A 12,488-nucleotide genomic window follows, 5' to 3' on the forward strand; every position below is an offset into this window, starting at 1 on the left:
ATGGACCTCTCTCCCCGCCACTTGCAGCTTCGCGAGATGCTGTTCCGGCGGTGGAAGACAAATGGCGCCAAAGTCGGTGACAAGATCGAATCCCAGAACGAGATCATCAAGTTCTGCGATTTCTCCCTCATCACGGTCATCAAGACCCTCAAGGACCTGGAGGCGGAGGGCGTTATTCGCCGGCAGGTCGGCAAGGGCTCGTTCCTCGTCAAGACGCCGTGGACGGAAGCCCATCACCGCATCGGTTTCTTCTATAACCGCGACATCGTGGGCGGAGGCATCTTCAACAACGAGTTCTATACCAAGCTCGTCGTCACCTTCGAGAAACGCGTGGTCTCGGACGGCCACGAATTCATCATGGGCTCGTTCACCAACGAGACGATGCCGGTGGAGATGTGGGACCGGCTGGACGGCGTGGTGCTGACCGGTCTGACCACCGACACCCGGCTCGACGACCTGGAGCGCACCTCAAGCCAGATCGCCGTCATCGACATGACGCTCAAGGGCCTCAACTACAACACCTACCGGCTCGACTTCGCCCCGGCCTTCGCCGAGATGTTCGACCGTTTCGGCAACGAGCCCAGGCGCTACCTCTACCTCAACTCCACGATTGCTTCGAGCGAGCAGGTGGCGCGCCTGGAAGCCTTCAAGGCCGCCTGCGCGGCGGCGCCGGTTCCGCAGGAACTCAAGGTCATCTCGGTGAACCAGGAAACCGGCGCCGAGGATACCAGGGCGCTCCATGACGCCATCGAGCAGTTCAAGCCGGACTTCGTGTGCGGCTACATGCATTTGAGCTGGCACGCGCGCATCCAGCAATGGAGCGACAAGCCGGTCAAGGTCTATCCCTTCGGGCTGGACGTCGACCGTGCAGGCTTCGTCGTCAATTCCGGCGACTGGATGGGTGAGGCGCTGACCTCGCTCTATGCCCACCTCGACGACCGGCAATTGCCGCCGCAGGTCTACAATTTCCCGGCCACTTTCCGGCCCTAACCACTGGTAGAAACATGCTCAAGCTCGTGAACGAGGGGGCCAGGTCGAGCCTGCCCTTCAGCCCTGGATTCATCGCGGGAGACATCATGTTCGTCTCCGGCCAGGCCTCGGTCGACCCCGAGACCGGCAAGATCATCCCCGGCACTTTCGAGGAGGAAATGCGCCGCTCGATCGCCAACCTCCAGGCGATCCTCGAAGCAGGCGGGCTCAGCCTCGACCACGTGGTGAACGTGCGCTCCTACGTCGCCGACGAGAACGACCTGGCGCTCTACAACCAGATCTACCCCGAATACTTCGCCCAGCCGGCCCCCACCCGCAGCACCATCGTGGGCGTGCTGGGCACGAAGCTCAAGTTCGAACTGGATTGCTTCGCCTATGCCAGGGCCACGCGGCAGGAGGCGGTGCGGTAGGCGGGCTAGGGGTGCGCTGAGGACTCAGCGTCTGCCGCTACCCCTCATTCGGCCCTTCGGGCCACCTTCTCCCGAGGGGGCGAAGGTTCGCGGTGGCGCGATCGCGCCAGTAACTCTACCACCTCGCCCCGTCGGGGAGAGGTCGCCGCGCAGCGGCGGGTGAGGGGAGCCACGGGCTCGTTCTCGGGGGAGTGGGTTGCTATTCCCACCCCAGCCACGGAACTTCCCCGGCCGAAGAGCCGGGGCCCACTGGGCGCTCCACTCGCGTGGCGGGGTGCAATAGGCCCCGGATCAAGTCCGGGGAAGTTCAGTGGGGGAGGATCGTTCGGCGCGGCGGTTTCTGGCGGCTCGGGGCCGACTTGGCGGGCCCAGTGTCTGCGGCTACCCCTCATCCGGCCCTTCGGGCCACCTTCTCCCCGAGGGGGCGAAGGTTCGCGGTGGCACGATCGCGCCGGTATCCCCACCTCGCCCCGTCGGGGAGAGGTCGCCGCGCAGCGCGGGTGAGGGGGAGCCACGGGCTTTGTTCTTGCGGCTCGCCTTTGCTGCCCCGTGGGAGTGGCCGGTCCGTGCCGTCGCCGCCAGCTCTGATCACAGCGGATGCCCCGCCCTCCACCCTCAGAAGAACGTCAGCACGCCATCGATGACGTTGTAGGCGTCGTCCACCACCGGCAGGAACCGCCATTTGTCGAAGGCGGTGCAGGGGTGGGAGATGCCGGAGGCGATCATGTCGCCGACGCGCCAGTCGGTGGTGGGGCCGAGGCGGACATAGGCGTGCTGGTCGTTGGTGGCGAAGACCTCGGCCTCGCCCACGTCAAGGAAGCCGGTGCCGGGACGGTAGAGCTTGAAAGGCCTGGGCAGTCCGGCATCATAGGGCACGTCGCGCTTGCCGATGGTGAGGAAGGCGAGGCCCGGCTCGGGCACGGACTGCACATAGGACCAGGCTTCCAGCGCCGGCTTGAGCTCGCTCTTCCAGTGCCGCCGCGGGTCGGCGTTGGCGGCGTCCTGGGCGGCCTTGTAGGAACCGGAATCGTTGGTGACGTAGCACCCCGAGCGCAGCAGGACACGGACAGGGATGTCGAGCGCCAGTGTCGAGAACTTGTCGGCGATGATGTCGAAATAGGAAGAGCCGCCGCCGCTGAGCACGAACTCTTCGAGACCGGCATAGTGCGCCCCGGGCAAGGCGCGCACGATGTCGAGGATGGTGTCGGCAAGCTCGGCGACCGGCTCTGTGCTCCTGTCGAGACCGGGCGCCACGCCCTCGAAGGTGGCGACGCCGGCGAAGCGGAACTTGCCGGGATCGGCGGTGGCGATGGCCGCCGAAAGCGCCAGCGCCTCGGCGGGGTTGCGCACCCCGGTGCGGCCACCCTTGACGCCGATCTCGATCAGCAGGCGGATCGGATGGTCGAGCCGGATATCGGCGAGGTGCCGCGCCATGGTTTCCAGCTGCGCAACCGAATCCACAAAGCACAGGAAATCGAAGCCCGGATCGGCATTGATCTCGCGGGCGATGGCAAGGACGTTGGTGCGTCCGACCAGCTGGTTGGCGAGGATGATGCGCGGCACGCCATAGGCCCGCATCACCTGCACCTGGCTGGCGGTGGCGGCTGTGATGGCCCAGCCGCCATTGGCCAGTTGTTCGGCAAAGATCTGCGGCGCCATCGTCGTCTTGCCGTGGGGAGCGAGGGACAGATGGTTGGTCGACAGATACTGACCGAACACCGCCGCATTGTGATCGAGCGCCGAGCGCCTGATCACCATCAGCGGCAGCGGCAGGTCCTCCCGCAGGACGTTCCAGCCCTGGCGGGCGATGTCGGAAAGGGCGAAGGGCTCGGTGCCCCCCGGAATGCCCTTGGTGCGATCGTCGAGGATCGTCTGGCGGATGGATTCGATGTTCACCGGATGTCCTCGAAGGCTGCCATCAGGTCGTCTGCATATTGGGCGAGAGCGACGACGTCCGCGCCGACACTGAGGAAGTTATACCCCAGGTCGGCATAGTCCTTGATCTGCGCCTTGCCGCAGACGGTGGCGGCGATCTTGCCGTGCCTGCGGGCAACCTCGGCGACGCGCTGGCGCGCAGCCTTGACCTCGGGCGCCTGCAACTCGCCCGGCATGCCGAGCGCCACCGAGAAGTCACCGGGGCCGAAGAACAGGCAATCCACGCCGTCGAGTTCGGCGATGGCCTCCAGGTGGTCGAGGGCCTCCGGGTCCTCGATCTGGTGGCAGACGAAGCGTTCGGTGTTGGCGGTCTTGAGGTAATCGAGGAACGAGACGCGGGTGAACTGCGCGTCATTGTTGCCGCCATCGACGGCGCGGCGACCGAGGGGCGCGAACTTGGTCATGTCGCGCACGCGCCGGGCGTCATCGATGTTGAGCACATGCGGCACCATCAGGCCGGTGGCATCGGCCTCGAGCGGGCGCGCATAGTCGCTGTAACTGCCGCGCGGCACGCGGACCAGCGTGTCGACATCGTAGAGCTTGGCGGCGCGGATCTGGTTCTCGATCTGCTCGTGGGTGGCGCTGGTGTGCTCCATACACAGCCAGAGCGCATCCGGCTGCGCGGCGGCGAAGATCTCCGCGATCTTGGCGTCCGCTATGTTGAGCTTGAGCATGCGGGCGACGCGGCCCTCGCGCACGGCGCGCAGGACCCGGCTGGGGCGCATGCGGAAGGCGGAGGCGGGGACGGCGGAATATTGCTGCTTGTCGGTCACGATCTGTGCTCGCGAAAAGGGGTTACTTGGCGGTGTAGCCGCCATCGACCGGGATATTTGCCCCGGTGATGTAGGCGGAGGCATCGGAGGCCAGGAAGACGATGGCGCCCTTGAGGTCGGTATCGTTGGCCATGCGGCCGAGCTGGGTGCGGGCGCTGTAGGCCTTGACGAACGGCTCCGGCTGGCCGCTGAGGAAACCGCCCGGCGAGAGGCAGTTCACGCGCACATTGTCCGCGCCCAGTATGCTCGCGGCCCAGCGCGTGAAGTTGAGCATGCCGCCCTTTTCGTAGAAGTAGATCGGGGAGGGATCGACGTTCATGTCGGTGCCGGCGTAGTTCGCCATCTCGACCCCGACCATGCCCATCATCGAGCCGATATTGATCACCGAGCCGGTCTTGTGCTGCCGCATGGTCTGGCCGAAGAGGTATGTGATCTTGAAGAGCGCAGAGGCGTTGACCCGCAGGCTCCTGTCGTATTCGGCAAGGTCGTGGCCCCAGCCGGATGTGGCCGAACGCGTCACCGCATTGTTGACGAGCACGTCGCAGCGGCCGTTCTCCTCGATGATCTCCCGGTGCAGGGCCTCGATCGAGGCGTCCTCGGAAAGATCGAGCGACTTGGCGATCACCTGGTTGCCGCGGGCACACTCCTCCTCGGCCACCGCCTCCAGCTTGGAGCGGTCGCGGGCGGCGATATAGGTCCTGGCGCCCGCCTCGGCGAGCGCGGCCACGATCTGCCGTCCATAGAGCCCGGCGCCGCCGGTGACGAGGGCGGTTTTGCCCTTGAGCGAAAATGCATCCATGACCGTCATGCGGCCGACTCCAGTTCGGTGAGGAGGACTTTGCGGCCGCCCTGCCGGCGGCTTTCGATGCCGGCGATGACCAGCTGCATCAGCTCGCGCGTCTCGGCCCAGGGCACGGGCGCCTGGCCGGTGCGAAGATAGGAGATGAAGGATTCGAGCTGCGTCTTGAACGAGTAGTAATTGTCGAAGAACTTGATCTGCGCGCTGGCCTTGCTCCCGGCCAGCGTCATCAGCCCGAAGCCGCCATAGAGGTCCGAGATCACCGAGAGCACGACATTTGTGCCCGACTTGTGGTTGAGGTGGACGATGTTGGAGCCCGGCTCGCCGATGGTCTGCACCGAGAGGAAGCCGGGCCCGAGGATCGGGTACATGGCTTCGAGCGCATGGATGCCGTAGGCCTCCCAGCTCTTGGCCATGGTGACGGTGAGGAGGCGCAGGTCGCCGAATTCGTAGGTCGAGCCGTGATAGGGCTGGAATTCCTTGCAGAAGCGCATGGCCGACGACGAGATGATCGGTTTGCCCTCCGCGATCCAGCGATCGAAGGTGGCCAGGTCCTCGCGGCCGATGCAGAGCGGCTTGTCCACGAAGATCGGAATGCCTGCCTCCACGAACGGCCGGCAGCGCTCGACATGCTCCTCGCCCTTGTCGGTAGCCACGAAGACGGCGTCGACATGACCGATGACGTCCTCGGGACGCGCGACGACATTCTCGATGCCCGCCACCTGCGCCACCATCGGCGCTTCCTCGGGCTTGTCGGTCCACACATGGGTGACCTCGGCGCCGGGAATGCCGAGCGTCGAGACCGGCTGCTTGCCGATATAGTCGCGGATGGCCGGGTAGGGGCAGCGCGACAGGGCGTCGGCGTCGTAGCGCCCGTTGATGATGATGCTCCAGGAATAGGGATGGCCATTGCCCTCCACCATTCCCAGCATGGCAAGGCGCAGCGGCTTGTCGCCGAAGGGTTTGAGGCTCATCGCGGTCACCATGCCGTCCAGCCGCCATCGACAGGCAGGACCTGGCCGGTGACGTAGCTGGCGGCTTCAGAGAGAAGGAACATCGTGGGCCCGGCGGTCTCCGCCTGCCGGCCGATGCGGCCGAGCATCGTGGAGGCGGCGAGCGTCTCGGTGAAGGCCGGCGCGTCGGCGACGGTCTTGTCGTGCGGGAAGGGGCCGGGGGCTACAGCGTTGACGCGGATGCCGCGCGGGCCGAAATGGCTGGCCATGTAACGCACAATCTGCACGAGGCCGGCCTTGCCCGCGCCGTACTCGATGGGGTTGGGCGCCATCGGGTGCGGGTAATTGGCCGGCTTGGGCGCCACCAGGCCGTACATCGAGGCGAACATCACCATGGCACCGCCATCGGGCATGTGCCGCGCCGCTTCCCGCGCGAGGATGAAGGAGCCGGTGAGGTTGAGCCTGTTGGCGCGGTCGAAATCGGCGGCCGTCAGGTCGTCGAACCGCTTTCCGGTCGAGCCGAACGTGGCGTTGACGACACCCCAGAGCGGACCGCGCTCGGCGCAGGCCTGCACGCAGCGCAGGGTCGAGATTTCGTCTCCAATGTCGATCGGATGGCTCCAGACATCGGCGCCGGTCGCGGAGGAGATTTCCGCCACCGCCTGCTCCATGCGCTGGGCGTTGATGTCGGCTATGCAGACCCGCGCGCCCGAACGCGCCGCCAGTTCGCAGATCGGCGCGCCGAGATAGCCGGCGCCCCCGGCCACCAGGATAGTCTTGTCCTTGAGATCGAACATGGGTCTTACCTCGCGATCGCAACGATGCGCTTTTCCAGCCAGGATTCCTTGGCCGCCAGCGCGATGAGAAGGTTGAGCCGCGCGTCTTCGAGCGTGGCGAGATCGCACGGCTTGCCCTCGAGGGCGTCGAGCAGGGCATTGGCCTGCATGGCGAACCGTTCCTGGTGCGCCTCGACCGGCACCAGTCCGGCCATGAAATCGTGCTCCTCGGACCACTTTCCGCTGTCGTCGTCGGTGAACCTGAGCACCGAATGATCGATCAGGAGGTTGCCGTCGGTGCCGATGAACTCGAAGGTTGCCGCGTTGCGCTTCTGGAACTGGTTGATGGTGACGTTGGCCATCGCGCCGCTCTCGAAGCGGATGGTGACCAGGCAGGTGTCTTCCGTGTCGGTGCCTTCGAGCACCATGCGGTCGTACATGCAGGTCACGTCGGTCGGCCGCCCCATCAGCCAGATCAGGAGGTCGAAGAGGTGGCTCGCCGCATCGAGGATGGCGCCGCCGCCCATCTCCGGGCGGGCATAATAGGTGCGCTGGAAGTCCGGACGGTATTTCGGGAATTCCTGCGAGGTATTGAGATAGGCGAGCTTGAGCACGCCGATCTTGCCGCCAGCGATCTGGTCGTGAAGCGTGCGGAACTCGTTGGCGACGCGGCGGATATAGCCGACTCGGGCAAACAGGCCCTTTTCTTCGACCAGCGCGCAGACCTCGTCCACGCCTTCCATGGTCACCGATAGCGGCTTCTCCACGAGGAACGGCAGGTCGGCCTCGGCGCAAACCCGCATGATGGCCACATGCGTATGCGCGGGTGAGCAGATCACTGCCAGATCGAAGCTCGACAGGTCCGCGTCATTGAGGCGGTCGTAGGATTCGGTGATACCGAACTCGTCGCTGACGCCCTGTCGGCGGCCTGCATCCGGCTCGATGATGGCGAGCGCCGCGCGTCCCGTCTTGAGGAATCCCTTGATGTGTCGACGGCCGATCCCTCCCGAGCCGACGATCAGAACCCTGCGCATGCACTTCCCTCGCAATCCACGCCGTGCAGCCCAAGGTGGTTTACCGATTGCTGCTTGACTCGGCAAAAGAACATGTTGTTATGTTAATGATATAGCTTGCGGTGTCAACGACGGTTCAGCGTCTCAGGTCTGGGTTAGGGGGTTACGGAATAACGCTGACAAAACAATGCATTGATAAGATCTTGCGACGACCTTTCGGCGCAATTCATCCAAGGACACTCTGGCGCGATACGCTTTGTTTGTCGACCGATATACGCAGTATGGTCGACCAAAATTCGACAACTAGACACCAAAATGAATATGTGGTTGCGTGAAAGGCGTGGGGAAACATCATGAGGGCTATCGGTGACGACAGTTCTGACCGCGTCAGATATCGCGAAGGCATTGGCCGCCGACGTTCACGAGGGGGAGTTGAGGGCAGGGGACATGTTCCAGTCGGAACGTGAGCTCTGCATGCGGTTCGGCGTGGGGCGAACCGTGGTTCGCGAGGCCATGACCATCCTGCAGGGGATGAAACTAGTCGATCACTCCAAGGGCAAGCGCCCGCGGGTGGTGTCGCCGACACTGACTCAGGTCATGGATTCCGCCAGCGAGGCGGCGCAGTTCTTCTTCCTCGATAATGAAGGCAAAGCGCACCTGGAGCAGGCCCGCCTGTTCCTGGAAACCAGCATGGTTCGCTATGCGGTGGTGCACGCCACCAACGCGCAGATCGCCAAGATGGTGAGTGCCATAGAGGAGGCGGATGCGGTGCTGGCCGACGGTGAGGCCTTCCGCGACGCGGATTCGCGCTTCCATCGCGCCCTGACCGAAGTGCCCGGCAATCCGATCTTCGTGGCTCTGCACGACACGTTCGTCGAGCGCCTGATGAAGAACCGTCCGGTCAAGGATGACGTGGAGTCGCACAACCGGCGCTCCAACAACGAACACAAGGAGGTCGTGTCGGCGATCCTGAGCAAGGACAGCGACAAGGCCGTCGAAGTCATGACCCGTCACCTGACGCGCAACTACGGCGTCTATTTCCAGCAGGCGCTGGGTCGGGTCGGCGCACTCAAGGCGAACTGAGACAGAAAGGGGCAGGGCAGCAAGCACAAGGAGGGCCACATGGGCGGCGCGCAGGGAAGCGGCCGTCACTCCGCCGGTGCCGAGGGGCAGGACGCGGGGTCGCCCGATCAAGACACGTCAAACAGACTACAAAGGGATAGGGAATGAAGAAGAAGATTCTTGCGGCGGCAGCCGCAATCCTGTTGCAGACCGCATCCATCATGCCGGTTCTTGCGCAGGCAACCAACAGCAACCCGCTGTCCGACGTACGCGTGCGTCAGGCCATCGCCTACGCCATCGACATGGACACGATCGTCGACACGCTGCTCGAGGGCAAGGCCATTGCCGCCGTCGGCCTGCTGCCGAACGGCCCCTACAAGCCGAACGATCTGAACCCCTATAAATACGATCCGGAAAAGGCCAAGGAGCTTCTCAAGGAAGCCGGCTGGGATTCCAACCGTGAACTCGACCTCGTCTATTACTACAAGGACCAGGTTACCGCTGACATGATGGCCGCCTTCCAGGCGTACCTCGCCGATGTCGGCATCAAGATGAACTATCGCCTGCTCGAAGGCGACGTGCCGGCCCAGCTGAGCACCGTACCCAAGGACCCCGTGAACGGCCCGTCGGCCGTCAAGTGGGACCTGGCCTATGGCGCGCTCGCCGCCCTGGCTCTCCAGGAATACTACAACCGCTACGAGACCGGTAAGTCCGCCTACCTCCCGGGCACCCCGGAGATGGATAAGCTGATCGTCGACATCAATGCGAGCGCCGATCCGGCCGTGCAGATGCCGGCGTTCCACGCCATCGAGAAGTTCGAGAACGAACGCGTCGATCTCGTGCCGCTCTACTACCAGCAGCTCTTCATCTACCAGAGCGACCGCGTGGATCGGAATGGCGGCGCCTACGGCAACGAGCAGTACAGCTACGACTGGGGCATCACCAACTGGACGGTGAAGCCCGACGCCGAAGGCAAGAAGACGCTCTACACCAATACCGGCCCGGCCCAGTTCTTCGAGCAGCCCTGGCTGAACCTTGGCAAGTTCATCCATAACAAGATCGTCTTCGACAAGCTGATCTCCGCCGACGGCAACCTGACCCCGAAGGCCGGCCAGCTCGCCGAGACCTACAACGTGAGCGAGGACGGCAAGACCGTCTCCTTCACGCTGCGCGACGGCATCACCTGGCATGACGGCGAGCCGATCACGGTCAACGACGTGGCCTGGAGCATCGAGACTGCGGTAAAGATCCCCAACATCCACCCGGTGGTGTCGGCGACGTTCCTGGCCATCGAGGGCGCCAAGGACTTCGTCGACGGCAAGGCCCAGCACATCTCGGGCATAAAGGCCGACGGCAAGACCATCACGCTCAGCTTCGCCAAGGCCGACCCGAACGTGCTGCTGACCTTCAGCCAGTTCGCGCCGCTCCCGGCCAAGTACTTCGAAGGCGTCGACCCGCTGCAGATCCAGCAGTCGCAGTTCTGGCAGAAGCCGATCGGCTCCGGCCCGTTCAAGGTAGAGGAAGTCAAGATGAACGACTTCGTGACCTTCGTTCCCTACGACAAGTATTACGGCGGCGTCGCCCAGATCGACCAGATCGTGGCTCTCCCGAGCGACGACAACGATCCGAACCTGGTCAAGAACGCCTCCGCCCACCGCCTCGACTTCGGCTACACCAAGAATACCGGTGACGTGGCCGCCCTCGAAGGCATGGACTTCATGAAGGTAACGCCTGCGGACATCCCCTATACCCGCATGCTCTGGATCAACCAGTACCCGAAGGAATAGCCGGCTCCTGACCCCGGCCGGTGCCGCGGTAACTCCCGCCGCGGCACCTTCTTCCAAGAGGCGAGGCTTCCATATTGCTCAGCTACATCCTACGGCGCGTGCTGCTGCTCATACCGATGGCCCTGGTGATCAGTTTCCTGGTCTATCTCGGCCTCGAGATCACTCCCGGCGACCCGGTTTCCTACATGATCCCTCCGGACATGTACGGAAGCATGGACCCCGAGCGGCTCCAGGCGCTGCGTGAATCACTGGGACTAGGCCAACCCTTTATCGTGCGCTACGGCATCTGGCTGTGGGGCGTGCTGCACGGCAATTTCGGTTACTCGATGTCGGGTGGCGTTCCGATCTCCACCATCGTCGCCGACCGCCTTCCGGCAACGATCGAGCTCTCAGGCATCGCCCTCGTGCTCTCCACAATCGTCGGCTGCGTGCTCGGCACCATCAGCGCGCTCCGTCGCGGCTCCGGCACCGACAACAGCCTGACCGTGGTGGGCATGCTCGGCGTCTCTATCCCCGAATTCTTCTTCGGCCTCGTCGCCATCCTCATCTTCGCGCTCAACTTGCAATGGCTGCCGGTAGGCGGCCGCACGCTGCCTGGCTACGTCACCTTCTGGGATCGACTGCCGCATCTGGTGATGCCGGCGCTGGTCCTCTCGGTGACCATGACCGCCGGCGTCATGCGATATGCGCGCTCCTCGATGCTGGATTCGCTCAACAAGGAATTCATCCGCACCGCCCGCTCCAAGGGCCTGCCCGAATGGCGCGTCAACCTGCTGCACGGCTTTCGCGTGGCGCTGACCCCGGTGATCGTCCTCATCGGCTTCCGCCTGCCGGTACTGATCGGCGGCTCGGTGGTCATCGAGCAGGTGTTCCAGTGGCCCGGCATCGGCAACGAATTCGTCGCCGCCGTGCGCTCGCAGGACTATCCGCTGGTGATGATGATCGCGCTGCTCTCGGTGGTCGCCGTGCTGCTCGCCAGCCTCATCGTCGACGTCCTGACCGCGCTGATCGATCCGCGCGTCCGCCTGGGCCGGTGAGGAATATCCATGACTGACAACACCATCACCCAACGCCGCCGCACCCGTCTCGACCGGCAGTTCGACCAGATCCGCGCCCGCGAGGAAGCGGGGCTCAACAGCCACGCCAGGGGCTCGCGCTTCGTGCGCAAGTTCATGAACAACAAGCTGGCCGTGTTCGGGCTCGTCGTCTTCGCCATCATCGTCCTGGCCTCGATCCTGGCGCCGATCCTGACGCCCTGGGATCCCCAGAAGATCAACCTGCGCGCCATCCTCAAGCCGCCTTCCTGGGAGCACTGGTTCGGCACCGACAAGACCGGCCGCGACGTCTTCGCGCGCGTGCTCTACGGCGGCCAGATCTCGATCCTGGTCGGCCTGGGCAGCGCGGTGGCCTCGGCGATCATCGGGGTCGTCATCGGCTGCTACACGGCCTATGTGGGCGGCTGGCTCGACACCATCGCCATGCGCGTCTCCGAGATCTTCATGTCGTTCCCGCAGATCATCCTGGTGCTGCTGCTGGTGGCCATTGCCGGCCAGTCGCTGGCTAACCTGATGATCATCTTCATCCTGACCGGCTGGGGCGGCATCTATCGGCTCGCGCGCGCCCGCATGCTGTCGCTGCGCGAGGAAGAATACGTGCAGGCGCTACGCAGCTTCGGGCTATCGACCCCGCTCATCGCCTTCAAGCACATCCTGCCCAACGCGCTCGGGCCGATCATGGTCAACGTGACGCTGAGCACGGCGGCCTTCATCCTTCAGGAAGCCGGCCTGAGTTTCCTTGGCCTGGGCGTGCCGATGGGTACTCCGACCTGGGGCAACACCCTCAACGTCGCGCAGGACCTTCGCGTGCTGCAGAACAATTGGTGGATGTGGCTGCCGGTGGGCGCGGTGATCTCGCTCTTCGTGCTCTCGGTCAACTTCATCGGCGACGGCCTGCGCGACGCCACCGACCCGACCCAGCAGGGATAACGCTC

General features: G+C 64.4%; 12 protein-coding genes. 6 read left to right on the forward strand and 6 right to left on the reverse strand.

Translation table 11 applies throughout. The annotated features are described in order from the left end of the window. Together FNA67_RS09000 and FNA67_RS09005 are read left to right on the forward strand one after the other, a co-directional pair. Positions 1 to 990, forward strand: coding sequence for a GntR family transcriptional regulator (locus FNA67_RS09000; RefSeq protein ID WP_244616564.1), 990 nt, complete (start codon positions 1 to 3; stop codon positions 988 to 990). Positions 991 to 1,004: 14 nt separating this feature from the next. Next, positions 1,005 to 1,400: a RidA family protein gene (locus FNA67_RS09005; RefSeq protein WP_147655807.1), complete on the forward strand. Its 396-nt coding sequence runs from the start codon at positions 1,005 to 1,007 to the stop codon at positions 1,398 to 1,400. Positions 1,401 to 2,015: 615 nt separating this feature from the next. On the opposite strand, the gene FNA67_RS09010 is transcribed toward FNA67_RS09005, so the two are convergent. Genes FNA67_RS09010 through FNA67_RS09035 form a run of 6 tightly spaced genes read right to left on the reverse strand, consistent with a single transcriptional unit; the run spans position 2,016 to position 7,670 of the window. Continuing rightward, positions 2,016 to 3,296 carry an amino acid deaminase gene (locus tag FNA67_RS09010; protein ID WP_147655808.1) on the reverse strand — a complete coding sequence of 427 codons (1,281 nt, stop codon included), beginning with the start codon at positions 3,294 to 3,296 and terminating at the stop codon, positions 2,016 to 2,018. Continuing rightward, on the reverse strand, positions 3,293 to 4,108 hold the full coding sequence (locus FNA67_RS09015) for an HpcH/HpaI aldolase family protein (RefSeq protein ID WP_210246450.1): 816 nt from the start codon (positions 4,106 to 4,108) through the stop codon (positions 3,293 to 3,295). The genes FNA67_RS09010 and FNA67_RS09015 overlap by 4 nt, the downstream gene beginning before the upstream one ends. 22 nt (positions 4,109 to 4,130) lie before the next feature. Further along, positions 4,131 to 4,916: an SDR family oxidoreductase gene (locus tag FNA67_RS09020; RefSeq protein ID WP_049704873.1), complete on the reverse strand. Its 786-nt coding sequence runs from the start codon at positions 4,914 to 4,916 to the stop codon at positions 4,131 to 4,133. Then, entirely contained in the window at positions 4,913 to 5,881 is a 969-nt protein-coding gene (locus FNA67_RS09025; RefSeq protein WP_147655809.1) for a Gfo/Idh/MocA family oxidoreductase, read from the reverse strand. Before FNA67_RS09025 ends, FNA67_RS09020 begins: the two co-directional genes overlap by 4 nt. A gap of 5 nt (positions 5,882 to 5,886) precedes the next feature. Continuing rightward, positions 5,887 to 6,657 (reverse strand): SDR family NAD(P)-dependent oxidoreductase, encoded by a 771-nt coding sequence (locus FNA67_RS09030; RefSeq protein WP_147655810.1) that lies wholly within the window; start codon positions 6,655 to 6,657, stop codon positions 5,887 to 5,889. Between the two features lie 5 nt (positions 6,658 to 6,662). Further along, positions 6,663 to 7,670, reverse strand: coding sequence for a Gfo/Idh/MocA family protein (locus FNA67_RS09035; RefSeq protein ID WP_147655811.1), 1,008 nt, complete (start codon positions 7,668 to 7,670; stop codon positions 6,663 to 6,665). Positions 7,671 to 8,015: 345 nt separating this feature from the next. Between FNA67_RS09035 and FNA67_RS09040 the strand changes: the two genes are divergently transcribed. The 4 genes from FNA67_RS09040 to FNA67_RS09055 all read left to right on the forward strand — a co-directional run bounded on the left by FNA67_RS09040 (position 8,016) and on the right by FNA67_RS09055 (position 12,483). Continuing rightward, the gene (locus FNA67_RS09040) at positions 8,016 to 8,732 is read left to right on the forward strand and encodes an FCD domain-containing protein (protein WP_082202009.1); all 717 of its coding nucleotides are present in this window, start codon (positions 8,016 to 8,018) and stop codon (positions 8,730 to 8,732) included. Between the two features lie 143 nt (positions 8,733 to 8,875). Continuing rightward, positions 8,876 to 10,498 (forward strand): ABC transporter substrate-binding protein, encoded by a 1,623-nt coding sequence (locus FNA67_RS09045; RefSeq protein WP_147655812.1) that lies wholly within the window; start codon positions 8,876 to 8,878, stop codon positions 10,496 to 10,498. A gap of 74 nt (positions 10,499 to 10,572) precedes the next feature. After that, the gene (locus tag FNA67_RS09050) at positions 10,573 to 11,535 is read left to right on the forward strand and encodes an ABC transporter permease (RefSeq protein WP_147655813.1); all 963 of its coding nucleotides are present in this window, start codon (positions 10,573 to 10,575) and stop codon (positions 11,533 to 11,535) included. Positions 11,536 to 11,544: 9 nt separating this feature from the next. Beyond that, a complete protein-coding gene (locus FNA67_RS09055) occupies positions 11,545 to 12,483 on the forward strand; it encodes an ABC transporter permease (RefSeq protein ID WP_147655814.1) in 939 nt (312 codons plus the stop codon). The last annotated feature ends 5 nt before the right edge of the window (positions 12,484 to 12,488 follow it).

The sequence above is a fragment of the Youhaiella tibetensis genome (assembly GCF_008000755.1).
GTDB classification, from domain to species: Bacteria; Pseudomonadota; Alphaproteobacteria; order Rhizobiales; family Devosiaceae; genus Paradevosia; species Paradevosia tibetensis.